The 24567-nt window shown below is 49.4% G+C and carries 26 protein-coding genes; 9 read left to right on the top strand and 17 right to left on the bottom strand.

Translation table 11 applies throughout. From position 1 onward, the window contains the following. Positions 1-2: 2 nt before the first annotated feature. Positions 3-1571: a bifunctional peptide-methionine (S)-S-oxide reductase MsrA/peptide-methionine (R)-S-oxide reductase MsrB gene (gene msrAB, locus ACTHRY_RS07595; protein ID WP_049323014.1), complete on the bottom strand. Its 1569-nt coding sequence runs from the start codon at positions 1569-1571 to the stop codon at positions 3-5. Between the two features lie 145 nt (positions 1572-1716). Between msrAB and ftsY the strand changes: the two genes are divergently transcribed. Further along, positions 1717-3249 (top strand): signal recognition particle-docking protein FtsY, encoded by a 1533-nt coding sequence (gene ftsY / locus ACTHRY_RS07590; protein ID WP_049323015.1) that lies wholly within the window; start codon positions 1717-1719, stop codon positions 3247-3249. Positions 3250-3406: 157 nt separating this feature from the next. Here the strand turns inward: ftsY and ACTHRY_RS07585 are convergent, their stop codons facing one another. The 5 genes from ACTHRY_RS07585 to ACTHRY_RS07565 form a co-directional block, all read right to left on the bottom strand. Beyond that, complete coding sequence (locus ACTHRY_RS07585; RefSeq protein ID WP_440374173.1) at positions 3407-4303, bottom strand: polyprenyl synthetase family protein; 897 nt, start codon at positions 4301-4303, stop codon at positions 3407-3409. Beyond that, the gene (locus ACTHRY_RS07580) at positions 4287-4514 is read right to left on the bottom strand and encodes an exodeoxyribonuclease VII small subunit (protein WP_003681131.1); all 228 of its coding nucleotides are present in this window, start codon (positions 4512-4514) and stop codon (positions 4287-4289) included. Before ACTHRY_RS07580 ends, ACTHRY_RS07585 begins: the two co-directional genes overlap by 17 nt. Positions 4515-4648: 134 nt before the next feature. Beyond that, positions 4649-6505, bottom strand: a complete 1857-nt coding sequence (locus ACTHRY_RS07575) for a ribonuclease catalytic domain-containing protein (RefSeq protein WP_440374172.1) — start codon at positions 6503-6505, stop codon at positions 4649-4651. Positions 6506-6613: 108 nt separating this feature from the next. Continuing rightward, positions 6614-7534, bottom strand: a complete 921-nt coding sequence (locus tag ACTHRY_RS07570) for a patatin-like phospholipase family protein (protein ID WP_440374171.1) — start codon at positions 7532-7534, stop codon at positions 6614-6616. A gap of 99 nt (positions 7535-7633) precedes the next feature. Beyond that, positions 7634-8251 (bottom strand): tellurite resistance TerB family protein, encoded by a 618-nt coding sequence (locus ACTHRY_RS07565; RefSeq protein WP_107868135.1) that lies wholly within the window; start codon positions 8249-8251, stop codon positions 7634-7636. Between the two features lie 151 nt (positions 8252-8402). Between ACTHRY_RS07565 and rsgA the strand changes: the two genes are divergently transcribed. Further along, positions 8403-9269 (top strand): ribosome small subunit-dependent GTPase A, encoded by an 867-nt coding sequence (rsgA, locus tag ACTHRY_RS07560; RefSeq protein ID WP_440374170.1) that lies wholly within the window; start codon positions 8403-8405, stop codon positions 9267-9269. Positions 9270-9378: 109 nt separating this feature from the next. Here rsgA and ACTHRY_RS07555 read toward each other — a convergent pair whose 3' ends face one another. From ACTHRY_RS07555 to ACTHRY_RS07515, 9 genes are all read right to left on the bottom strand, one after another. Next, positions 9379-9573 (bottom strand): virulence regulator, encoded by a 195-nt coding sequence (locus tag ACTHRY_RS07555; RefSeq protein ID WP_440374169.1) that lies wholly within the window; start codon positions 9571-9573, stop codon positions 9379-9381. A gap of 27 nt (positions 9574-9600) precedes the next feature. Then, the gene (gene metG, locus ACTHRY_RS07550) at positions 9601-11658 is read right to left on the bottom strand and encodes a methionine--tRNA ligase (RefSeq protein WP_440374168.1); all 2058 of its coding nucleotides are present in this window, start codon (positions 11656-11658) and stop codon (positions 9601-9603) included. Positions 11659-11785: 127 nt separating this feature from the next. After that, positions 11786-13039, bottom strand: coding sequence for a UDP-N-acetylglucosamine 1-carboxyvinyltransferase (murA, locus tag ACTHRY_RS07545; protein WP_070504121.1), 1254 nt, complete (start codon positions 13037-13039; stop codon positions 11786-11788). Between the two features lie 196 nt (positions 13040-13235). Then, positions 13236-14153 carry a permease-like cell division protein FtsX gene (gene ftsX / locus ACTHRY_RS07540; RefSeq protein WP_440374167.1) on the bottom strand — a complete coding sequence of 306 codons (918 nt, stop codon included), beginning with the start codon at positions 14151-14153 and terminating at the stop codon, positions 13236-13238. Continuing rightward, entirely contained in the window at positions 14150-14800 is a 651-nt protein-coding gene (ftsE, locus tag ACTHRY_RS07535) for a cell division ATP-binding protein FtsE (protein WP_004519169.1), read from the bottom strand. The genes ftsX and ftsE overlap by 4 nt, the downstream gene beginning before the upstream one ends. Positions 14801-15021: 221 nt before the next feature. Beyond that, positions 15022-15573 carry a hypothetical protein gene (locus tag ACTHRY_RS07530; RefSeq protein WP_440374166.1) on the bottom strand — a complete coding sequence of 184 codons (552 nt, stop codon included), beginning with the start codon at positions 15571-15573 and terminating at the stop codon, positions 15022-15024. Further along, on the bottom strand, positions 15504-16139 hold the full coding sequence (locus tag ACTHRY_RS07525) for a hypothetical protein (protein WP_440374165.1): 636 nt from the start codon (positions 16137-16139) through the stop codon (positions 15504-15506). Before ACTHRY_RS07525 ends, ACTHRY_RS07530 begins: the two co-directional genes overlap by 70 nt. Further along, complete coding sequence (gene dcm / locus ACTHRY_RS07520) at positions 16132-17094, bottom strand: DNA (cytosine-5-)-methyltransferase (protein ID WP_004519166.1); 963 nt, start codon at positions 17092-17094, stop codon at positions 16132-16134. Before dcm ends, ACTHRY_RS07525 begins: the two co-directional genes overlap by 8 nt. Before the next feature lie 126 nt (positions 17095-17220). Further along, on the bottom strand, positions 17221-17703 hold the full coding sequence (locus ACTHRY_RS07515; RefSeq protein WP_003747814.1) for a TlpA disulfide reductase family protein: 483 nt from the start codon (positions 17701-17703) through the stop codon (positions 17221-17223). Positions 17704-17872: 169 nt separating this feature from the next. Between ACTHRY_RS07515 and arsC the strand changes: the two genes are divergently transcribed. Then, positions 17873-18232 carry an arsenate reductase (glutaredoxin) gene (gene arsC, locus ACTHRY_RS07510; protein WP_004519164.1) on the top strand — a complete coding sequence of 120 codons (360 nt, stop codon included), beginning with the start codon at positions 17873-17875 and terminating at the stop codon, positions 18230-18232. 25 nt (positions 18233-18257) lie between these two features. Continuing rightward, the gene (locus ACTHRY_RS07505) at positions 18258-18914 is read left to right on the top strand and encodes a YdcF family protein (RefSeq protein WP_440374164.1); all 657 of its coding nucleotides are present in this window, start codon (positions 18258-18260) and stop codon (positions 18912-18914) included. A 70-nt stretch (positions 18915-18984) separates the two neighbouring features. Here the strand turns inward: ACTHRY_RS07505 and ACTHRY_RS07500 are convergent, their stop codons facing one another. Together ACTHRY_RS07500 and ACTHRY_RS07495 are read right to left on the bottom strand one after the other, a co-directional pair. Further along, complete coding sequence (locus tag ACTHRY_RS07500; protein ID WP_070837238.1) at positions 18985-19242, bottom strand: hypothetical protein; 258 nt, start codon at positions 19240-19242, stop codon at positions 18985-18987. Positions 19243-19360: 118 nt separating this feature from the next. Next, the gene (locus tag ACTHRY_RS07495; RefSeq protein ID WP_440374163.1) at positions 19361-20455 is read right to left on the bottom strand and encodes an ABC transporter substrate-binding protein; all 1095 of its coding nucleotides are present in this window, start codon (positions 20453-20455) and stop codon (positions 19361-19363) included. Between the two features lie 159 nt (positions 20456-20614). Between ACTHRY_RS07495 and gltX the strand changes: the two genes are divergently transcribed. From gltX to ACTHRY_RS07470, 5 genes are all read left to right on the top strand, one after another. After that, positions 20615-22009, top strand: a complete 1395-nt coding sequence (gene gltX, locus ACTHRY_RS07490; RefSeq protein WP_440374162.1) for a glutamate--tRNA ligase — start codon at positions 20615-20617, stop codon at positions 22007-22009. A 108-nt stretch (positions 22010-22117) separates the two neighbouring features. Beyond that, positions 22118-22549, top strand: a complete 432-nt coding sequence (locus tag ACTHRY_RS07485) for a hypothetical protein (protein WP_440374161.1) — start codon at positions 22118-22120, stop codon at positions 22547-22549. Next, complete coding sequence (locus tag ACTHRY_RS07480; protein WP_003747822.1) at positions 22542-23492, top strand: hypothetical protein; 951 nt, start codon at positions 22542-22544, stop codon at positions 23490-23492. The genes ACTHRY_RS07485 and ACTHRY_RS07480 overlap by 8 nt, the downstream gene beginning before the upstream one ends. A gap of 277 nt (positions 23493-23769) precedes the next feature. After that, positions 23770-24108, top strand: coding sequence for a hypothetical protein (locus ACTHRY_RS07475; protein WP_004519158.1), 339 nt, complete (start codon positions 23770-23772; stop codon positions 24106-24108). Between the two features lie 59 nt (positions 24109-24167). Then, the gene (locus ACTHRY_RS07470) at positions 24168-24503 is read left to right on the top strand and encodes a zinc ribbon domain-containing protein YjdM (RefSeq protein WP_440374160.1); all 336 of its coding nucleotides are present in this window, start codon (positions 24168-24170) and stop codon (positions 24501-24503) included. The last annotated feature ends 64 nt before the right edge of the window (positions 24504-24567 follow it).

Genomic DNA, 24567 nt, shown 5'->3' with positions numbered 1-24567 from the left:
CGTTATTTCACTTTGTCTTTCAATGCGCCGTAGCCGGCAGCGTCCATTTCTTCCAAAGGGATGAATTTCAAACTTGCGCCGTTGATGCAATAGCGCAGGCCGCCTTTGTCTTTGGGGCCGTCGGCGAAGACGTGTCCCAAGTGCGAATCGGCGGCATGGCTGCGCACTTCGGTGCGGCGCATGTTGTAGCTTAAATCGTCGTGTTCGGTAACGGCGGAGGCATTAATCGGGCGGGTGAAGCTCGGCCAGCCGCAGCCGGAATCGAATTTGTCGGCGGAAGAAAACAGGGGCTCGCCGCTGACGACGTCCACATAAATGCCGGGTTTGAATAGATGGTCGTATTCGTGGCTGAAGGCGTATTCGGTCGCGCTTTTTTGGGTAACTTGGTATTGCTCTTCGGTCAGGATGCGTTTGAGTTCGGCATCGCCGGGTTTTTTATACGTCGCCGCGTCGAAGCCTTTGCCTTGCGGGGCGGCTTTGGTTTTGCCCGGCAGCGGTTCGTCGGCTTTGCGGATGTCGATGTGGCAGTAGCCGTTGGGGTTTTTAATCAGGTAGTCCTGATGGTATTCCTCGGCGTCGTAGAAGTTTTTCAGCGGCTCGTTTTCGACGACGAGGGGCTGTTGGTATTTTTGCTGCTCGCGTTTGAGGGCGGCGGCGATGACGGCTTTTTCGGCGGGGTCGGTGTAGTACACGCCGCTGCGGTATTGCGTGCCGGTGTCGTTGCCTTGTTTGTTGAGGCTGGTCGGGTCAACGACGCGGAAATAGTATTGCAGGATGTCGTCGAGGCTGAGTTTGTCGGCATCGTAGGTCACTTTGACGGTCTCGGCATGGCCCGTGTTGCGGTAGGACACGTCTTCGTAGCTCGGGTTTTCCGTTTTGCCGTTGGCGTAGCCGGATACTGCGTCAACCACGCCGTCTATGCGTTGGAAATAGGCTTCCAAGCCCCAGAAGCAGCCGCCGGCGAGGTAGATGGTGCGCGTATTCATGATTTTTGAATCCTTTTTCTGTGTGTCGGGTTTGTAGAACGAACTTTTCAGACGGCCTAAATCGGCATTCGGGTCGCGGATTAACGCCAATGCCTGCGCTTCGTTGATACTGCCTTTGACGATGCGCTGCACGTCGCCGTCTTTACCGATTAACGCCCACGAGGGGTAAACACTGATATTCAGGCTTTGGGCGATGGTGCCGCCGTTGTCGGTAACAACGGGCAGCTTGGGATAGTTCAAACCGGCATACCATTTTTGAAAGTCGCCGTCTTTTTTCTCGTGCAGAAAGCCGGGTGAGGCAACGGTAATCAGGTTGGCAGAACCAAATTTTGCATCTTGCGCCCATTTTTCGGTCTGCCCCAGTTCGGACAAACATAAAGGACACCAACTTGCCCAAAATTTAATCAGGGTCGGTTTGTCTTTTTTCAGGAAAACACTGGCAGGGCGGTTGTCAGGAGTTTTCAAAGAGGATAATGCTTGCGGTACGGTTGCGGCTTCGGTATCCATCATTTTGGCTGAGCAGGCGCTAAGCGCAAGCAGGCAGCCGAACTTGGCGCAAAGGGAAAAGAAGGTACGGGGTTTCATCTCTATGTTTCCTGTATGGATGGTTTGTCTCATTAGACGTTGGAAATGCCAAAACCTGACAACCTTGATTTTCAGACGACCTTGCCACGTAAAATACGCTACAATACTCCCTATTTCAAGTTTCTAAAATTAAAAGGAAAATTTAATGTTCAGCTTCTTCCGTCGCAAGAAAAAACAGGAAACTCCGGCTCCTGAGGAGGCTCAAGTTCAGGAAACCGCAGCAAAAGTAGAATCTGAATTTGCTCAAGTAGTTGAAAATATTAAAGAAGATGCCGAATCTTTAGCAGAAAGCGTCAAAGGGCATGTTGAATCAGTTGTCGAATCGGCTGTTGAAACTGTCAGTGAAACCGTTGAGCAGGTTTGGGAGGCTTTGACCGAAACGCCGTCTGAAACAGTCGAAAAAGTGGAAGAACACGTTGAAGCGGCAAAAGAAACGGCCGTTGAAACCGTCAGCGAGGCTGTTGAACAGGTTCAAGAAACCGTTGCCGAGATGCCGTCTGAAGCGGCTGAGGTTGCTGAGGAAGTAGCGGAACAGGCTGAAGCAGTTAAAGAAGAAGCTGTTGAAACCGTCAGCGAGGCTGTTGAACAGGTTCAAGAAACCGTTTCTGAGATGCCGTCTGAAGTGGACGAGGCTGCTGAAGAAGCAGCAGAACAGGCCGAAGCGATTAAAGAAGAAGCTGTTGAAGCAGTTAGCGAAGCTGTCGAGCAAGCTCAAGAAGCCGTTACGGAAACACCGGCTGAAGCCCCTGCTCCGGCAGAAGAACCCAAGCTCAGTTGGGCCGCACGTTTGAAACAAGGCTTGACCAAATCACGCGATAAAATGGCGAAATCGCTGGCCGGCGTGTTCGGCGGCGGACAAATCGACGAGGATTTGTACGAAGAGCTGGAAACCGTGCTGATTACCAGCGATATGGGCATGGAAGCCACCGAATACTTGATGAAAGACGTGCGCGACCGTGTCAGCCTCAAAGGCCTCAAAGACGGCAACGAATTGCGCGGCGCACTGAAAGATGCGCTGTACGACTTGATTAAGCCTCTGGAAAAACCTTTGGTCTTGCCGGAAACCAAGGAGCCTTTCGTGATTATGCTTGCCGGTATCAATGGCGCAGGTAAAACCACATCTATCGGCAAACTCGCCAAATACTTCCAAGCGCAGGGCAAATCTGTATTGCTGGCGGCAGGTGATACTTTCCGCGCCGCCGCGCGCGAGCAGCTTCAAGCTTGGGGCGAACGCAACAATGTGACCGTGATTTCGCAAACCACGGGCGATTCCGCCGCTGTTTGCTTCGATGCCGTCCAAGCTGCGAAAGCGCGCGGGATCGACATCGTGCTGGCCGATACTGCCGGCCGCCTGCCCACGCAGCTTCATTTGATGGAAGAAATCAAAAAAGTGAAACGCGTGTTGCAAAAAGCCATGCCGGATGCGCCACATGAAATCATTGTCGTGCTTGATGCCAATATTGGTCAAAACGCCGTCAACCAAGTGAAAGCCTTTGACGAAGCGCTGGGTCTGACCGGTCTGATCGTCACCAAGCTCGACGGTACGGCCAAAGGCGGTATCCTTGCCGCCCTTGCCTCTGACCGCCCAGTTCCCGTCCGCTACATCGGCGTAGGCGAAGGCATCGATGATTTGCGTCCGTTTAATGCCAAAGCGTTTGTAGATGCCCTATTGGATTAAACAGGCAGGCTGAGGCTTGTCAACGCAGTTTGCGGGGGGATTTTTGAGCCGTATTTAGAAAGACTCAGCATTCGGTTGAACCAGCCAAACAGGCTGTTAAAAAGGCCGTCTGAAACCTAAAATCAGGTTTCAGACGGCCTTTATTTTATTCGCAGGTTTAGTTTTTCCGCGCAGTAACAAACTCGGCCAGTTGGCGCAGGCGCAGGGCTTTGTCGCCGAATGGCTCGATCAGGGCAACGGCTTCTGCAATCAACGTTTCTGCGTAAGTACGCGCGGCGTGCAGGCCCATCAGTTTGACGTAGGTCGGTTTGTCGTTGTCCGAGTCTTTGCCGGCGGTTTTGCCCAATGTGGCGGTATCGGCTTCGCAGTCCAATACATCGTCGATCACTTGGAAAGCCAGGCCCAATTTGGCGGCGTAGTGGTCTAAGGTTTGGATTTGCGCCGGTGTTAAGTCCGGGCAGGAAAGTGCGCCTAAGGCTACGGCCGCGCGGATGAGTGCGCCGGTTTTGAGGCTGTGCATTTGTTCCAGTTCGGCCGGATTCATGGCTTTGCCGACATTGGCCAGGTCGATGGCTTGTCCGCCCGCCATGCCGAGGCTGCCGGATGCTTGGGCCAGCGTGGACAACATGGCAAGCTGGCGTTCGGCAGGCAGGCCTGTCGGACGGCTCAATACATCAAAGGCTTGGGTTTGTAGCGCATCGCCGACCAAAAGGGCGGTGGCTTCGTCGTATTGCACATGGCAGGTCGGTTTGCCGCGGCGCAGGCTGTCGTTGTCCATCGCCGGCATATCGTCGTGAACCAGCGAATAGACGTGCACCATTTCGATCGCCGCCATCGCCTGTTCGACGGCATTTTGGTTTGCTTCGCCCAATTCGGACGCGGCAAGCACCAAGAGCGGGCGCAACCGTTTGCCGCCGCCGAGGGTAACGTAACGCATGGCTTCGTGCAGCGTGTGCGGCACTTGGCTTTCAGACGGTAAGAAATGCGCCAGCAGCAATTCGGTTTGCGCTTGGGCTTTTTGCTGCCATGTTTTGAGTTCATTCGCCGGGTTCAAGGTTCAACTCCTTCAGTTCGCCGGCATCCAAGACTTGCAGTTTTTGCTCGACTTCCGCCAATTTGGTTTGGCAGTATCTGACCAATTCGTTGCCTTCCTGATAGGCGGCCAGGGCGTCTTCCAGCGGCATTTCGCTGCTTTGCATGGCCTGGGTCAGGGTTTCGAGGCGGGATAAGGCTTCTTCAAAGGATTGGGGGGCGTTTTTTTTCATGGTTTGAAATGATGGGCAGAAAAGGGAATTGTAGCATTTTTAGATGATGAAGGCCGTCTGAACGGGGATGAAAACGAAATCAAAGATTTCTGTTTTTGCGTTCAGACGGCCTTTTTTCAAACGGAATAACGTTATCAGCCCGGTAAAACGGCTTTTTGATAGTTGAGCGCGATAAATTGCTTCTCGGCATCCAATTCAGTGATTTTGAACAATGCCTGCGATTTGGGCAGCGCGTCAAACGGAATACCGGTCGCGCGCGTTACCAGCGGCAGCCCCTCAATGCGGACGAGGTCTTCTTTGAGGATGGTGGCCGTCAGCTCGCTCGTGCCTTGCTGTTGCAGATAGACGAGGCTCCAGTAGGCTTCCATTTGGCGTTGGAAGTCGGCGTAGGCTGTATAGGCGGCATCGAAGTCGCGCAGCGCGGCGAAAAGCTCGGCATCGCTGTTTTGATACAGCGGCTCGGCAGTGTCGTCGATCAGGCTGATCAGCTGCTTTTGGTTGATGTAGTCGGCGGCGCGGCGCAGTGGCGAGGTGAACCAGCCGTAATGCTGCACGCCCATGCCGATGTGCGGTTCGGATTTGGTGCTCATGCGCACTTTGCCTGCCGGTTGGACGCGGAAAAGGCCGGGCAGCTCGTTTTCGTCCAGCATTTGCGCCCAAGTGCTGTTGGCAAGAATCATCATCTCGCTGACCAGCGTATCGATGGGCGAACCGCGTTCGCGGCGGACGACGGATACGTTGCCTTCTTCATCCAATTCGATGCTGTAATCGTATTGCGGCGCACGGTCGGGTTCGTATTTGCCGCGCGCTTTTTGCAGGGCGATGGCGAATTGATAGAACCAAATCAGGTCTTGATGGTGGGCAAACATCATTTCGCCTGCTTCGTCCAAGCCGGTTTCAGCGTTGAAATGCGGCTCAATGGCTTGAATGCGCAGGTTTTCGGCGATGTTGACCGCTTCGATTTTGCAGGTTGGCGCGCCGACGTTGAACTCGCTGTCCACATCGAAATAAATGCTGACGGCAGGGCGGTACGCGCCCGCATCAAGGCTGAACGCGGCAATCCAGTTTTCGGGCAGCATGGTGATTTTGCCGCCGGGGAAATAAACCGTGCTCAAGCGTTCCATGATGTTTTTTTCCATTTTGTCGCCCGGTTTAACGGCAAGCGACGGCGCGGCAATGTGGATGCCGACGCGCTTCATGCCGTTGCCCAAGTCGGTCAGGCTCAAAGCATCATCGACTTCGGTGGTCGATTCGTCGTCAATGGAAAAGGCAGTAACGTCGGCTTTGGGCAAGTCGGGCATTTCGGGAAGCGGAAGGTCGGGGAAACCTGTTCCTTTGGGGAAATATTTGATTTCAAACCCGTCTTGCAGATATTGGGGAATGGACGTAATGCCGCCCGTTTTTTTCGCCAGTTCGTAGGCGGAGATTTTCAGCTCGTCGGCGGCTTTGGTAAAGGCTTTGTAGGTCAGCGACTGCTTGTCGGGCGCGTGTAAGATGGTTTTCAAATCCGCCGCGATTTCAGACGGCATCTCGCCGCGTTTCAAGGCTTCCGCCCAAGCGTCGATTTGCGCGTCTTGTTGTTTTTTGCGTTCGATGGCGGCAAGCGCTTGTTTCAAAGTTTCTTCAGGCGCGGCTTTGAACACGCCTTTGGCTTTTTTGTAGAAATACATCGGTGCGGCGTACAGCGCAATCAAAGTTGCCGCCAGCTCGGTTTTGGTCGGTGCATGGCCGAAATATTCTTCGGCAATCGCCTCAGCGGTAAATTCCTCTTCGCCGCATACTTCCCACAATAAATCGGTGTCGATGTCCGCTGCCTGCGCCTGCGCGTTCTCCAAAAACGCCGCCATATCGCCGTCAAACTCGGCAAAGACATTGTTTGCCTTCACTTTGGTGCGTTTGCCGTGTTGGGTATCGACTTGGTAGGTGGCGTCGTTTTTTTGGACGATGGAGGCAACTTTGAATTGGCCGGACTCTTCGTAAAAGATATTCATTTTTTTAGGATTTTATGATTTGTAGGAAACGCGTGATTTTAGCAGATTTGCACAAGAAAGGCCGTCTGAAAAACATACTTTCAGACGGCCTGTTCAAACGGCGGATGATTAATACTGATATGCCGCCAGTTTGCGTTTGATTTCAGGCAGGGCGGCGCGTGCGGCCTGCTCACCCAATTGGATGGCGCGTTGTTTTTGGTCGAAACCGCCAATCGAACCCAGCTCCAAAACCTGCGGTTTGATGACCACATTGGCTTGGCCCAATTCTTGGCGCAAGGCGGTTTGGCTCATCACGTTGATGGTTTGGTCAAGATAGGAGAACATGCCTTGGCTGACGTTTTTGGCAGGACGGGCGGAAATATCGACGGCAATGATGAAGTTTGCGCCCAGTTTTTTCGCCGCGCTGACCGGTACGGGCTGCGACAGGCCACCGTCCACATATTTGCGGCTGCCGATAACGACAGGTTGGAACACGTTCGGAATCGAAGCAGAAGCGCGGACGGCCTGTCCGGCATTGCCTACGTTGAACACCACCGGTTTGCCGCTTTCAAAATCGGTCGCAACGGCGGCAAATTTGATGGGGAACTGCTGCATCGGGCGGTTGCCGACTTTGCGGTTGATGTAGTTTTGCAGTTTTTCGCCTTTGATGAAGCCGCTGGTGGACAAGGTCAAATCCACCAAATCGGTTTTACCCAAAATTTCCGCTTCCAATTCGAGGCGGTCGGGCGACATTCCCGAAGCGTACATACTGCCGACAATCGAGCCCGCGGATGTGCCGGTAACGATTTTGATCGGAATATTGTTTTCTTTCAAAACCTTAATAATCCCGATATGGGCAAAGCCTTTGGATGCGCCGCCGCCCAAAGCCAGCGCAACCGTAGCTTTCGGTTTAGGTGCAGTATGCGAAACCGTATTTTGACTCTGCGCAGAAGGTTTGGATTGCGGCGCGTTGCCGCTCGGACAGGCGGCCAATACCAAGACGGACGAAGCGGCTAAAAACGTTTTGAATGTGGAAAAAAGTTTATTCATGTTCAGACAGCCTTTAATATGTCGAAAGGGTTATTTTACTCTGAAATTAAGTCGAAAGGCCGTCTGAAATCAGGATTCAGACGGCCTTTTAAATCTAGCTTAAGCCAATTCGAGCTGTTTTTCCAAACTTTCGACCAGCTGGTCGTCCAAATTCAAAGCTTGGGACAAACGGCTCAGGAACACGATTTCCTTGCGCGACAAGTCCGCGCAGACCAATCGGGCCGCCAGATAAGTTTCGGCTGCCAAAGCCTCGTCGCTGCCGACAGAAGCGGCAATTTGCTCGATAGAGGCCGGTTGTGCATATTCCGCCTGCAACCATGCCGCCGTTTCCGCATCGCTGCCGCTTTCACGCTCAATGGCCGCGCGTTCCGCATCGTCAATCAGGCCGTCTGAAGCCGCCGCCGCAATCATCGTTTGCAAAATCACACGGCTGTGGTTTTCACCAATCAGGCCGGCAGGTTGGAACGCACTTTGCGGCAATTCGTCCTGCTGGCGGTTTTGTTTCCAGTTTTGATAGCCTTTATAAGCCAGAAAACCCAAAGCAGCGACCGAGCCGGCCTTGACCAGCTTCTTTGCGTTTTTCTTTTTCAACAGCATCGATGCCAAAGCACCCGTCAGTGCGCCGCCGCCGAAAGAATTGAGCGGGCTGTCCGCCACCGCTTTGCCGCCTTTTTGAGCCGCACCCAAAACCTGATTGAGCAACTGACTGAAATCCATAAAAAAATCTCCTGAAAACCAATACATTGCAAATATAGAGTAGAAACACCCAAAAACCAAGCCAAAGAAAGTTAAAAGGTGCAAACAAGTTTTCAGACGGCCATAGCCGACTTTCGGTACAATCACACCATTCCAAACAATAAACCCCATCATGACCGATACCGCCCAAATCATTACCAGCTATGGCCGCCGCTATATTGTCCGCACCCCCGACGGCCAAACATATGACGCCACCACCCGCAAAAAACGCGTCGATTTCGCCTGCGGCGACCAAGTCCGCATCAGCCCCATCAACGGCGAACAAGTCGTGATTGAAGACTACCTCTCGCGCGAAAGCCTGCTCTACCGCCAAGACGCGTGGAAAACCAAACTGATTGCCGCCAACGTTACCCAACTGCTCATCGTAACCGCCGCCAGCCCCTCACCCAGCGAAGCCCTGTTGCAACGCGCCCTCCTCGCAGCCGAAGCGGCCGGCATTAACGCCGTCATCGTCCTCAACAAAGCCGACCTCCCCGAAACCGCCCAATGGCGCGAGAAACTCAAATTCTACGAAACCCTCGGCTACCCCGTGGTCGAAACCAACGCATTGGAAAACGCCGACATCCTGCGTCCCATATTAGAAGGGCAAACCAACATCCTGCTCGGACAAAGCGGCATGGGCAAGTCCACCCTGACCAACGCCCTACTCGGCAACCAAGCCGCCCGAACCGGCGACATTTCCACCGCGCTCGATTCCGGCAAACACACCACCACCCACGCCCAACTATACGATTTAAACGCAGAAACCCGACTCATCGATTCCCCCGGCCTGCAAGAATTCGGCCTGCACCATCTCCAAGCTGCCGATTTATTACAATACTTCCCCGACCTGCGCCACCTTATCGGCCAGTGCCGTTTCCACAACTGCACCCACCGCGCCGAACCCGGCTGCGCCGTCAAAGCCGCTGCCGAATCAGGCGAAGCCAAACCCGAGCGTATCGAATTTCTGCAACGCGTTACCGATGAATTGTTGAGATAAAGTTTTAACGGAAACTAAGCGTTTGGATAAATAAAAAGGCCGTCTGAAAGTTTCAGACGGCCTTTTGTTGAAGTATAACCAAATTTACCTTTCAACCGGCACTGCTGCCTTAGCGGGAAAGAGAAGGTGCTTTTCGTGGCGGATTGATCATGAGAAGAACGGCTTCTTCAATTTGTTTGTCCCCCCGATCATGGAGTTCTACCGGAAACTTCAGACGCAACACTGTAATAATAGCGCCAACCGATAAGCCTGCGGCATGAAGCAACTCAATTTCTTTAAGTACCGGTGCGGAAAGGTTTAACATGGTTTCTCCTTATGGTTTGGCTAAGGCTTAGCCCACTTTATCCCCGGGCTGCGCGCCGGCATCGACATCGAGGAGCTTCAGTTTGCCCTCGGCTGTGGCGGCGGAGAGGATCATGCCTTCGGATACGCCGAATTTTGCCATTTTGCGCGGGGCGAAGTTGGCGACGGCGATGACCATGCGGCCGTTCAATTCGGCGGGGTTGGGATAAGACGCGGCGATGCCGGAGAAGATGATGCGTTTTTCAAAACCGAAATCGAGGTCGAATTTCAAAAGTTTGGTGCTGCCTTCGACGGCTTCGCAGTTCAATACTTTGGCGACGCGCATGTCGATTTTCATGAAGTCGTCGAAGCTCGCTTGTTCGGCGACTTTTTCGTATTTGCTCTCTTCGGCAGCAGGCGCGGCGGCTGCGGCGATGCTTTGTTTGTTGGCTTCGATTAAATCGTCCACTTGTTTTTGCTCCACTCGTTGCATTAAATGTTCGTATTTGTTGATGGCGTGTTCGCCCAAGGTTTCGCGCGTGTTTGCCCAAGTGATGGCTTCCAAATTCAGGAATTTGGCGGCGTTTTCGGCCACTTTCGGCAATACGGGGGCGAGGTAGGCGGTCAACATGGTAAAGGCGTTGATGAGTTCGCTGCATACTTCGTGCAGGCGTTCGTCTTGGCCTTCTTGTTTGGCGAGTTCCCAAGGTTTGTTGGCATCAACGTATTCGTTGACAATGTCCGCCAAGGCCATGATGTCGCGCAGGGCTTTGGCGTATTCTCGGCTTTCGTAGCATTCGGCAATGGCTTCGCTTTGCGCAGTCAGTTTTGCCAGCAATGCGCTGCCTGAAACGTCTTTCAGACGGCCTTCAAAGCGTTTGGCGATGAAACCTGACGCGCGGGCGGCGATGTTGACGTATTTGCCGACGAGGTCGCTGTTGACGCGCGAGATAAAATCTTGCAGGTTCAAATCGATGTCTTCGATTTTGCTGTTGAGTTTGGCGGCGATGTAGTAGCGCATCCACTCGGGGTTCAGGCCTTTTTCCAGATAGGATTTGGCGGTGATGAAGGTGCCGCGCGATTTGGACATTTTTTGTCCGTCCACGGTCAAAAAGCCGTGTGCGTACACGCCGGTCGGGGCGCGGTGGCCGGAGAAATGCAGCATGGCGGGCCAGAACAGGGCGTGGAAATAGAGGATGTCTTTGCCGATGAAGTGGTACATCTCGGTTTGGCTGTCGGCTTTGAAGTATTCGTCAAAATCGACGCCGATGCGGTCGCATAGGTTTTTAAACGACGCCATGTAGCCGACGGGTGCGTCTAGCCAAACGTAGAAGTATTTGCCCGGCGCGTCGGGGATTTCGAAACCGAAATACGGGGCGTCGCGGGAGATGTCCCAGTCGGACAGGGTGGTTTCTTCGCCTTCGCCCAGCCATTCTTTCATTTTGTTGAGGGCTTCTGGTTGCAGATGGGGCTTGCCGTCGTGCGGATTGTTGCCGGAAGTCCATGCTTTGAGGAAGTCGGCGCATTCGCCCAGTTTGAAAAAGAAGTGTTCGGATTCGCGTAATTCGGGTTTGGCACCGGAAACGGCGGAATACGGGTTAATCAGTTCGGTCGGGGAATAGGTCGTGCCGCAAACTTCGCAGTTGTCGCCGTATTGGTCTTGGGCGTGGCATTTGGGACATTCGCCTTTGACGAAGCGGTCGGGCAGGAACATTTGTTTTTCTGGGTCAAAAAGCTGCTCGATGACGCGGCTTTCGATTTTGCCGTTGGCTTTCAGCGCGCGGTAAATGTCTTGGGAAAACTGTTTGTTTTCAGGGGAATGGGTGCTGTAATAATTGTCGTAACCGATACCGAAACCAGTAAAGTCGGCGAAGTGTTCTTCGCGCACTTTGGCAATCATGTCTTCAGGCGCGATGCCTTGTTTTTGCGCGGCAAGCATCACGGGCGTGCCGTGGGTGTCGTCGGCGCAGCAGTAGTAGCATTCGTGGCCGCGCAGTTTTTGGAAGCGCACCCAAATGTCGGTTTGAATGTGTTCGACCATGTGGCCGAGGTGGATGCTGCCGTTGGCATAGGGCAGCGCGGAAGTGACAAGGATTTTGCGTGTCATGGTTTGTGCTTTTAAAAACAATGGATAAAGATGGTGGGAATTATACCGCAAAACAATACGCAAAGGCCGTCTGAAACCCGATTGCCGGTGTTTCAGACGGCCTTTTATTTATCGGCTGTGTATGGGATTAACCGCGTACGCGTTCGATTTTTGCGCCTACGCCGCCGAGTTTTTTCTCGATGTATTCATAGCCGCGGTCGAGGTGGTAGATACGTTCGACGATGGTTTCGCCATCTGCGACCAAACCGGCCATGACGAGGCTGGCGGAGGCGCGCAGGTCGGTTGCCATCACGACGGCGCCGGAGAGTTTTTCTACGCCTTTGATGTAGGCGGTGTTGCCTTCGGTGGTGATGTCTGCGCCCATGCGGTTGAGTTCGGGAACATGCATGAAGCGGTTTTCAAAAATGGTTTCCACCACGCGGCTGCTGCCTTCGGCAATGGCGTTCATGGCCATAAACTGCGCCTGCATGTCGGTTGGGAAGCCCGGGTGGACGACGGTACGGATGTCCACGGCTTTCGGACGTTGTTGCATGTCGATGGAAATCCAGTTGTCGCCGGCTTCGATGATGGCGCCGGCTTCGGTCAATTTGTTTAACACGACTTCCATGGTTTTGGGAGCGGCATTGCGCAGGACGACTTTGCCGCCGGTCATGGCGACGGCGCAGAGGAAGGTGCCGGCTTCGATGCGGTCGGGAACGACGCTGTGTTCGCAGCCGTGCAGCTCTTTTACGCCTTCGATGGTCATGGTTGCTGTACCGATGCCGCTGATTTTTGCGCCCATTTTGACGAGGCATTCGGCCAAATCGACGACTTCGGGCTCGATGGCGCAGTTTTCGAGGATGGTGGTGCCTTCGGCAAGCGTGGCCGCCATCAGCAGGTTTTCGGTACCGCCTACGGTCACGACGTCCATGGTGACGCGCGTGCCTTTCAGACGGCCTTTGGCTTTGACGTAACCGTGTTCGATGGTAATTTCCGCACCCATGGTTTCTAGGCCTTTGAGGTGTTGGTCAACCGGGCGCGAACCGATGGCGCAGCCGCCGGGCAGGCTGACTTGGGCTTCGCCGAAGCGGGCGAGGGTCGGGCCCAAAACCAAGATGGATGCGCGCATGGTTTTCACCAGTTCGTAAGGTGCGCAGGTGTTGTTGACGGTGCCGCCGTTGATTTCAAATTCGGAGATGTTGTCGGTCAAAACACGTGCGCCCATGCCTTGCAGCAGTTTTTGGGTGGTTTTGACGTCGGCGAGCATGGGTACGTTTTTCAAGCGTAAAGTGCCGGAAGTCAGCAGACCGGCACACATCAGCGGCAGGGCGGCATTTTTCGCGCCGGATACGATGATTTCGCCGTTGAGGGGGCCGTTGGCAGAGATTTTGAGTTTGTCCACAGGATGTCTTTCGTTATTTGTCCGCACGGCTTATGCCGCACAAATGAAATGAGATGGATAATAAACCATCAATTATAAGGGATTATGCCCTTGCTGTTAGATTTGGCAGTATTAAATTTTCACAAGGTTTGTTTACGTTGCGAAAGGATAAGATTTCAGGCCGTCTGAATGGTTCAGACGGCCTGTTTGCCAAGGCTTATTTTTTGGCTTTGAAGCCTAAGAGGTGTTGCGTGGTGGCCAGCCATGCGCCGAATACGCCCAGCGCGATGACGAAGCCGAATACCAGCGACACTTCGCTAAATGTGAAGAAACGCCAGCCGATGTTCAGACCGTAGGGTTTGAAAATCGCGTCCACCAGCGGCCGTACTTCGGCCAAAAGCCAAGCCGACAAGCCCAAGCTGACGGCGGCGGAGAAAATGCTCTGCCACATTGCCTGATAAAGGAAAGGACGGCGGATGAAGGAAGCGGGCGCACCCAAAAGCTTGGTGATTTCCAGCTCTTCCTTGCGGCTGAGGATTTGCAGGCGGATGGTGTTGTGTGCCACCAAGACAAAGGCTATGCCCAATGTCAGCGAGAGGAACCACAAAATCTTGCGGATAAATTCGTTAATACGATAAAGAGTTTGTACCCATTCGGTATCCATGGTTGCCGATTCGACGCGCGGCAGTTTGGTAATGTCTTTATAGATGGCCTGCATCTGATCCGGAGAAGTGGCAGGGTCGGGCGTAACGATAAAGACGTCGGGCAACGGGTTGCCATCGAGCATGGAAACGAGGTTTTGGTCGAGATTGGTCTGCAATTCTTCCAAACCTTCCTGCTTGCTGATAAAGCGGACTTTATCGATACGGCTGTCGCGTTGGAGCAGGTTTTTTACCGTATCGGCATCAGAACTTGCCGCATCGGTGTCCATATAAACCGTAATCTGCGGCGACTCGTTGAGTTTGCCCAACACGCTTTGTCCGCTTTGGATACCTAAATACATAAACAGCGGCAAGGTCATGGCAACGGCAAGCATGAACAGGGTCAGCAACGTGCCGATGGGTTGGCGCAGAAGCTCTTTGAGCGCGGCGCGTGCCGATTCAACGTGTAACGAGATGTAGTGAATCATACTCATGCGAGGCGTCCTTTCTGCAGGCGCAAGACGCGGTGGCCGTAATCCGCCATCAGCGTTTCATCGTGCGCCGCAACGATCACGGTCGTGCCTGCTTCATGGAAGGTTTTAAACAATTCCATAATATCCAGCGCATAGGCGCGGTCGAGGCTGGCGGACGGCTCGTCGGCAATCAGCAGGCTGGGTTGGTGAACCACTGCGCGCGCGATGCACAAACGTTGTTGTTCGCCGCCGGACAAAGTGATGGGCATATCGTTTTCGCGGCCTTTCAAGCCGACTTTCTCAATCGCAATACGCGCGCGCTCTTCCGCTTTGCGCGGCTGGTAGCCGCCAATCCGCAAAGGCAGGATAACGTTTTGCAAGACATTGCGGTCGTAGAGGATTTTGTGGTCTTGGAAGACAATGCCGATATGTTGGCGCATAAAGCCGATCTGATTGTCGCTCAAGGTGCCGAGGTCTTGGTTGTTGAACCAAACCTTGCCTTTGGTAGGCTTGGTAATGCCTGAAATCAGCTTCAAAATGGTGGATTTGCCCGAGCCCGAATGGCCGGCGATAAAAATCATCTCACCTTTGTTAATCTGGAAACTGACATTTTTCAGGGCTTCGAAACCGCCGGGATAGGTTTTGGAAACTTGTTCGAAACGGATCATGGGTTTTCCTGAAAATAGGGATTCAGACGGCCGGTATCATCGATAGGGCAACATGCCGTCTGAAAAAATGGGGATATTCACATATTATAAATATTTCGGCTGCTTTTTGATAGTGAAACCCCGGTTCTGCCGGCGGATACACTGCCGGTTTGCAACACAAAACAACATGGTTTGAAATAAAAGCCGTCTGAACGGTTGGGTTTCAGACGGCCTTTTATAACTTATTTTTCAGAAAATCTTTTATATTCTCCAAATTTTGCTTTATCTATTTTAAACTCTGCGTCATTTATTTTAGTAATAGTTACACTATCACAATCTATTAGTTTTAGATGTTCCATTGTTGCTAATTGCTTCGGTTCTAAGGCTAAAAGTTGACGTAATAGCCAATTTGCTAATGCTGAGTTAGGATTAGTCATTAGAGCTTTTCCATTTTGTTGGCAAATCTTAGCTTGAAGAGTTTGACCATCAGGAGTAATTAACGAAAAAGTAGTATTTGAAGAGGGAAAAAAATCAGGATATTTATCATGTATATATTTAGGAACGGGAATATATACTTCATTATTATCACGTTTTCTACCATTAGCATTCCATTGGTTTAGCCCACTTTTTAACGGAACACTATTATCTCTTGTGGAATATAGAGGTAATACTATTTGTGGGAGTGAATCAAAATTAGCAATGTCATAATCATTTAAAGTATCTCTTAGTTTAAGTAGTAAATCATAAGGTTCTTTAATGATTTTGACAGGAATAACTTTGCATACTTCAGGCATATCAAATCTCTTAAATAAGGTGCTTTTAGAGAAATTATAATTGTAAAAATTTTTTTCATCTGAAAACTTAAAATTTTATTATTATGTTTATCTATTTTTATATTATCAATATCAATTAAATCATAATTTTCTTCAAAAATACGGAGCTCATCCTTTCTTCTAGTAACTAAATGATATATAGCACTATTTACACCATATATTCGTTGGGCAAAACGGATACGTTCGTTCCTAGCATTTGCTATAGTTTTAGCTAATTGCCGACTATCAGAAATATTAAAACTACTTGAAAGCTGATTAAATTCAGCAACTTTTTCTAGAGAGTGATCTCGCTCGCAAATAAAAGTTTTTAGTCCAACTCCTATTTTAATATCGTTTATATTAATTAGAGCATCAAAAGCCGAATCGTCTCTACTTAAGTTTTTAGCACGTAATGCATAGCAGAAAAGGTTTTCAGCATTTCTATAATAAAGGTAAGGGATTTTATTGTTAGAAAACAGACCAGATAGAGATGCCATAATTTTTAAAAGTTCAATATATTTTTCATTTGTATTAATTTGATTATTCATATAGTACCCTTAAGAAATTTTCAGCAACTCTTTTTACTAGAGGCATGGTAACACTATTTCCAGCTTGCATATATAATTTACTCTTGGCAATATTGGGCATTATAAAACTTCTCATATCGTACCCTTGAAAAGCAAAGCATTCTTTAGGTGTTAGTTTTCTTATTCCGTAGTCATCAAGTAAGAGTGGCACATTATGGCCTCCTGTTCCCATATTAGCAGTTAATGTAGGACATAATTTATTTTTATTTTCTCTTACATAAACCCTTCTCCATTGATAGATGGTATCTTTTGATTTAATTGTTTCTTTTAATTGAGAAATATATTTTGATTTATCGTAGTAATAAATATCTTCTTGTTTTTCCTTGTCTAAAATGTCGTGTATGCTTTTTGTAAGTTTAATTTTTTTGGGAAAATCAAATTTTGAAGTATCAAAGTTATGGTCTTTATTAAAAGCCACAATAAATATACGCTCTCTATTTTGAGGTATGTTTGCATATTCTGCTGTATTCATTACTTTAAAAAAAACCTGATAATTTAGTTTATTTTCTAAAATATCAAGAATTACTTTGAAAGTATTTCCTTTATCATGTGAAACTAAATTCTTAACATTTTCTAAAAAAACAACTTTAGGTCTGTGTTTTTTCACTATTTGTTCAATATCAAAAAATAGCGTTCCACGACTATCAGAGAAACCTTTTTGGTGACCAGCAATCGAAAAAGCCTGACAAGGAAAGCCTGCACAGAGGATATCAAATTTTTCTGGAATTTGATCTTTAATTTCTTGTTTGGTGATATCTCCTAAAGGTTTTAGATTATGATTAACCTCATAAGTTTTTTGTGCATTTTTATCCCATTCACTGGCAAAGACACATTTTCCTCTCAATTCTTTAAGAGCAAAGTGGAAACCTCCAATACCAGCAAATAAGTCAATAAAAGTAAATTTTGGATTATTCATTTCTAAGTTAATTTGTATTTAATAACTTTTCAGTATATCAAAAAGCCATGTAGTTATACTCGGTAATAATAGTTAAGATCGGCAAAATCCCACCTTATTTCAATTTATCTATTTACATTAATTTACCTATTTACATTTGGTTTTGGCCAAATTCACGGCGGCGGTCAGGCTTTTTTCGTTGACTTCGCCGGTGATGGTTTGTTTGTAACCGCATTTCGGCGCTTCGACGACAGTGAAAGGCAATACGCCGACGTTGTTGCCGTGGGCTTTCATGAAGTTGCGGCTGTTGGCGCCGGTGTAACGCCAAATCGGGTAGCTGACCGGCGTTTGTTTCAGGAATTTGCCGATGTTGTCAGTGGTATCCAGTGCGATGCCGACCATATCGACGCTGCCTTTTTTCTGCGCTTTGTACCATGCGGACATGGCGGGCATTTCTTTACGGCAGGGGCCGCACCAGGTTGCCCAAAGGTTGACCACGCGCACGGGGGCTTTGAGCGATTCCAGGCTTTGCGGTTTGTTGTCCTGCCAACCTGCCGTTTCATCGGCGGCAAAGGCCGGCGCAGCGGTAAAAACGGCGGCGGACAAGAGAAGGGCGGTTAAGGCTTTCATGGTTGTATCCTTGAGGTTGCCAATCGAAATTGGGTTTATTGTAAAACGGTTTGGTGGGTATGCCTACCGATTCATATCAAGATATCAGGTAAAAAGTTTGAGTAAAAATCAGTTGCAGACGATAATAACCGCCATCATTGAATGATTTTGCAATAATACGGAGAATTTCATGCCGTCTGAATTCACACTTTATCACAACCCGCGTTGTAGCAAATCGCGTGCCGCGCTGGCTTTGCTCGAAGAAAAAGGCGTTGCCGCCGACGTGGTCAAATATCTGGATACCGCGCCCGATTTGGCGACTTTGCAGGATATGTTTGCCAAACTCGGCATCGAATCGGTGCGCGGCATGATGCGCACGAAAGACGATTTGTACAAAGAATTGGGTTTGGACAATCCTGATTTGGACAATGCCGCCCTGCTTCAGGCAATCGCCGAACACCCCGCCCTGCTCGAGCGTCCCGTTTTGGTAACGCCTACGCGCGCAGCCATCGGCCGTCCGTTGGAAAACATTGCCGCCCTACTCGGCTGATGGGGTTGGATAAGGCCGTCTGAAGATGATTTCCCTGCTTAAAAGCCGCAACGGACTGCGATATTACCTGTTTCGCGGCCTTGCTTTGAGCGTTTTGCTGGTGTGCGGTATTTTTTTGAGCGGCACATGGCAGATTTACCGGACAGGTTCGCACACCTTGCCGAAGGACGCTCATGCCGATGCGGCGGTGGTATTGGGTGCGGCGGCGTGGGACAAACGCCCGTCGCCGGTATTCCGTGAGCGCATCAACCACGCTATCACGCTCTACCAAAGCCATCGTGTCGGCAAAATCATTTTCACCGGCGGCACGCCCAAAAAAGGATTCATGACCGAAGCCGAAGTGGGGCGCCGATACGCGCTCAAGCAGGGCATACCGGCGCACAATATCCTGTTTGAAAACACGTCGCGCAACACTTACGAAAACCTGCGCAATATCGTTCCCATCATGCACGCCAACGGCATCGGCAGCATTATCGTTGTCAGCGACCCGTATCATTTGGCGCGCGCCGAAGAAATGGCCGCCGATTTGGGCTTGTCAGACGCACAGTTCTCCGCCACCCCGACCACGCGCTTTGACGAGCGCAACAAGAAAGCCAAGTTCCTGATGCAGGAGAGCTATTCTTTGTTTCTCTACCGTATCGGCAAATGGAGCGATGCAGTTTGGAATTGGATAGGTGCTTGAGCTTTCGGTAATCCATGTAAAAGGCCGTCTGAAGCCTTTTAGGTTTCAGACGGCCTAAATGTATTCTTACTTATTGATATTGATTTGCAGCTACACTGCCAAAAAAGACTACAGCCAGTACCAGATAAATTACCATTACGATGGCAAACAGAATCAAGGTAGCCTTGAAATAATTAGCTTTATTTGGATTGGTGTTTGAGCCGAATGCCCATACAAGCATCATAACTATATTGACCAGCGGAATCATCATAATCAAGTTTGTTATCAACCATTCTTTGACGCTTACAATTGGAGCCTGTTGATGGCCGATTTGGTTTTGTCCGTTCATTATGTACTCAGTAATTTTGTTGAAAGAACAGTAATTATACTCATTAAATCTTTATCGGCATAGCATGCTCAGGCCGTCTGAATCTTCAGACGGCCTGAGCCTATGATTTTTGCAGCCGCTATTTCAATCGGATGTAAAACGTACCGTCCGGCACGACGGGCAGGTATTTGCGGTAGAAGTCCAGATAGGTCTTGTTTGGGTCTATGTCGGCAAACTGCTGCGGATACAGGGTTTTGGCGATAAATTGCGCGCTGGCCAAATCGGTGAGCGAGCGGGAGGCGGTGTGGTAGATGCCGTAAACGCGTTTGTTTTTGACGGCAGGAATGTCTGCCCAGCCTTTGCGTTTGACAAATCCGGCCAGTCGGCGTTGCGCATCGGCCTGGCTGATGCCTATGCCCATCGCCATAATGTCAGGCTTGTCTTTATGGCCGTTTTCCGTCCCCGAAATGACGATGACGTCGGGTTTGGCCGTCAGGAATTTTTCAGGGTTTACCGGTCCCCAGTTTTTAACGTAAGGCGCGGCGATATTGTTGCCGCCTGCTGTGTCGGCAATCGCGCCCCACATATCTTTGCCGAAGGTGTAGCTGTATTCGGACGGGCCTTTGTCGCCGAACTCGATATAGATTTTCGGTTTGGACTGCTTGGCGCGTGCGACGCGTTTTTGGATGTCGGCAATGCCTCGGGCGTATTCGGCGGCAATTTTTTGGGCGCGCGCCTGCGTACCGTTGAGTTCGCCGAAAATTTCCGCACTGCGCGTGTGCCGCGCGACGGTTTCGGCGTTGAAATCGACCACGACGACGGGTATGCCTGCCGCTTTAATGCGCGGCAGATGGGTGGCGACGGCCTTATACTGCCAGTCGGCCAGAATCAATACGTCCGGCTTGAGCGCGAGCGTTTTCTCCAGTGAAAACGTGCCGGTGCTGATGTTGCCGATGTCGGCAATGTTTTGCAGCGTAGGCAGCTTCTGTTTGAACATCGCCCAGCTGCCGGGATTGAATTTCTCCCAAAACTCACGCGAAATGCCGATGACGTTTTTAAATTTGTCCGCGCCCGTTACCGCGATATAGTCGGGATAGTAAAACGCCAAAACCGCGCGTTTGACAGGGACATCGACTTTGACTTCGCGTCCCAATACGTCTTTGATAGTTTTGATTTCGGCTTGGGCAAAAAGGGGCAGGAGGGCGAGGGCGGCAAATAAAGCGCGTTTGTTCATGAGCGGATACTTTCAAAGAAATGATTATCATTTGTTTTGTTTTCAGGAGAAAAGTTCCCAGACGGTCCTTCTGCGCCGACATTATTTTCAGACGGCCTTACATTGTTTAAACCTTGCCGAAAAAGTAAAATAACCATTTTAAAAGATTTTGGAGCCATCATGACCGTCAAAACCCGTTTCGCCCCCAGCCCCACCGGCTACCTGCACATCGGCGGCGTACGCACCGCCCTGTTCTCATGGGCGTTTGCCCGCCATCATAAAGGCGAGTTCCTATTGCGTATCGAAGACACCGACTTGGCGCGCTCTACTGCCGAATCCGTCAACATCATCCTCGACGGCATGAAATGGGTCGGCCTGGACTACGACAATGCCGACAACGTCGTTTACCAAACCCGCCGTTTCGACCGCTACAAAGAAGTCATCGCCGAACTTTTAGAAAAAGGCCATGCCTACTACTGCTATTGCAGCAAAGAAGAGTTGGAAGCCATGCGTGAGAAAGCCGAAAAAGAAGGCACGGCGACGTACGACCGCCGCTGGCGTCCGGAAGAAGGCAAAACCCTGCCCAAAATCCCGGCCGACGTGCAACCCGTCGTCCGTTTCAAAACGCCTTTGGACGGCGTCACCAAATGGACGGACTTGGTCAAAGGCGAAATCTCCATTCCCAACGAAGCACTCGACGACCTGATTATCGCCCGCGCCGACGGCACGCCGACTTACAACTTCTGCGTCGTCGTGGACGACTACGACATGGGCGTTACCCACGTTATCCGCGGCGACGACCATGTGAACAACACCCCGAAACAAATCAACATCTTAAAAGCCATTGGCGCCACCCTGCCCGAATACGGCCACCTGCCCATGATTCTCAACGAGCAAGGCAAAAAGATCTCCAAACGCAGCGGCGATACCGTTGCTATTACCGACTTTGGCGCGATGGGCATCCTGCCCGAAGCCATGCTCAACTATCTGGCTCGTTTGGGCTGGGCGCACGGCGACGACGAATTCTTCACAATGGAACAATTCATCGAATGGTTTGATTTGAAAGACGTTTCCCCATCTCCAAGCCGTATGGACTTGAAGAAACTCTACTGGATCAACGGCGAACACATCAAAATCACGCCTAACGACAAACTCGCCGAACTCGTCAAACCCCGCCTCGCCCTGCGCGATATCCATGAAACCAGCAAGCCCGCTTTGGAAGACGTGTTGGCATTGGTCAAAGACCGCGCCCAAGACCTGAACACGCTTGCCGACGAGTGCCTCTACTTCTACGTCAAACAAACCCCTGCCGAAGCAGATGTGCAGAAACACTGGGACGATGAAGCCGCCGCCCGTATGCTGCGCTTTGCCGAACGCCTCGAGGGTTTGGAAGACTGGAACGCCGAAGCCATCCACGACCTCTTCAAACCTTTCTGCGACGAAGAAGGCATCAAAATGGGCAAACTCGGTATGCCTTTGCGCCTCGCTGTCTGCGGTACGGCAAAAACTCCAAGCGTTGATGCCGTATTGGCATTAATCGGCAAAGAAGAAGTGTTGAAACGGATTCGTTCGTAAGGCATGAATAATGATAAAAGGCCGTCTGAAAATTTTTCAGACGGCCTTTTGGGTTGTTCAGATTTAGTCTTCAGACTATAATCATTACGTCTTTATAAGGGTATGATTATGAAAAAAATTTCTTTTAAAGTTATTCTAGTACTCATATTTATATTAATAGTGTTTATTTGTCTATTTTTTAGATTTTTTAATGTAAATAATAACTTATTTCCATTAATTCAAGGAAAAAATAGTATCCCTTTAATCGAGATTTTTAATGGGTATGATGAAGTTTGTATTCAAGAACCTTATGTATTGGAAACTGATTTTGAAAATAAATTAGGACAAGATTTATTTTTTTACAAGATGGTAGAAGATAAAACAATATTTTGGGGTAAAAAAAATGGAAAATTTGAGAAGGTTTATTACATTGAATCATGGCCTATGAACAAACAACCCGAAGTTTGTTATCCCATAAATAAAAATATTTGTTTACAGGCAGAAATATCAAATAATTCAAGTTTTTCTAACTTTAATTTAGGGAAGTGTGAAAATGAGTGACTACTATTATAGCCCTAGTACTTTTGTGTCGTATGCAGTAAAAAAGGCTAATGAATATGGTGGCTTTGCAGGCGAAGATGATAAAAGACCACATAATAATAGTTATGATGCATATAGACATGCTCTTTTAAGTGCAGTTATTACTCAAAATATTCAAAAAGTAGCTGAAAGTACATTAATATCTGGTTCTGGTATCGTTTACCCTGTATTTCAGGATCAATTTCATGAATTATCTAAGGCAATAGGACGTGATCGAGCTAAAGCAATACTTGATGATCATGAAGATATTTCTAATAAGCCTGCTAACATGAGTATGGAAGATTGGCGAAAAGAAGTTAACATGGATAAATGGAATAATGCCGTTGGACAAAAGGAATATTTCAAATGGGAGCAAGCAAAAATCAAGGGAGAAACTAAAGATCCATTGGAAAAATGGATCTATGATGCAGTAAAAAGAGGAGAGACGATAAATAATTTGAAAGATAATCGCGTTTTTACTGAGGAAATGAAATTATCATTTAAAAATGAGAAAGAACAGCTACTACAATATTCACAGTCCTTTTTTGTATCTAAACTACAATCTCTTGCCCCAGAAACCCAAAATCTTTTCAATGCAGTAAAAGGACATCTAACCGAATACCATGAGAAAAATGGGATACCGATTGAGGAAGCAAAACTGCAAAACTCTGCAATGGCTCTTACTGCGTTGGGTTATTCCAAAAAAATGACAGATGTCACGCTGTTTAATGTAAAAGACGGACAGTATCTGATTGGTGAGCGTAATCCCATATTGAATCGAGTATCTATGGATATGCAGACAGCAGCCTATATTCCGATAGAAGAAAGCCTTGCAAAGGTTCAGGAAGCGACGCAGCGTTTTGAGTATGAAGAACAGCAAAGACAGTATGCGCAGTCACAAGCACAGGGGATAAGTCGTTCTTAAAACGTAATTAAAGGGAAGGCTGTCTGAAATGTTTCAGACGGCCTTTTATAATAAAACCAGAAAATAATGGAATAAGGCGGAGAATATGAGAAAATAATAGCCACCTGCCTGTCACAACTGCCGATTGAATTAATTTTTATCATCAGCCTGAATGTCCGGATTAGATAAAATAAACCATCAAGAACAAAGACCAATAAGCCTATTATGTAAACTTGACAGCTGAAAAATCGGCTCTGCGCTTTACTTTTACAAATCAAACAACTTTAAAGGAAAACCCATGAAAAAAACCTTACTTGCCCTGATGATGTTATCTGCCGCCGCGGCGTATGCCGGTGAGGCGGAAGACCGTTTGCTGTCTGTCCAATCGGTTTACCGTGCCGCTTTGCATGAGCAAAACAGCAATGACAGCAAAATCATTTCCCTGCAAAGCGATTTGGAAAGCGCGCAGCGCCGTTTGCAGGCTGCGCAATCCGATATTGACCGTTTGAAAGGCGAAATTCAGACGGCCTTGGCTCAGAAAGAGCAGCAAAATGCCAAGCTGCAACAAGCCGGCCAGATGTTGGATGCGGCGTGGAATGCTGTTTACGGTGTAGGCGGCAGCAAGGCGAATCAATAATTTAGACATTGTATTATTTGCGTTTTACGCTTCTTTTATTATATTTATAAGGAAACCTCATGTCCCTACCTCCCTGCCCGAAATGCCACTCCGAATACACTTACGAAGACGGCGCCCAATACGTTTGTCCTGAGTGCGCCCATGAGTGGAACGAGGCCGATGCTGCGGCCGTCGGCGATGATGCCTTGGAAGTCAAAGATGCCAACGGCGCGGTCTTGCAAGATGGCGATACGGTTGTCTTGATTAAAGATTTGAAAGTCAAAGGCAGCTCTATGGTCATCAAGCAAGGCACCAAAGTCAAAGGCATCCGCCTGCAAGAGGGCGACCACAATATCGGTTGCAAAATTGATGGCAGCGCGATGAACTTGAAATCTGAGTTCGTCAAAAAAGCCTAAAGATTTTATTTTTGAAAGGCCGTCTGAAATCCTAATATCAGGTTTCAGACGGCCTCCATCTATT

This window comes from Neisseria sp. P0004.S004 (assembly GCF_051963335.1).
GTDB lineage: Bacteria > Pseudomonadota > Gammaproteobacteria > Burkholderiales > Neisseriaceae > Neisseria.
This window is presented reverse-complemented; position numbering and strand designations above follow the sequence as displayed.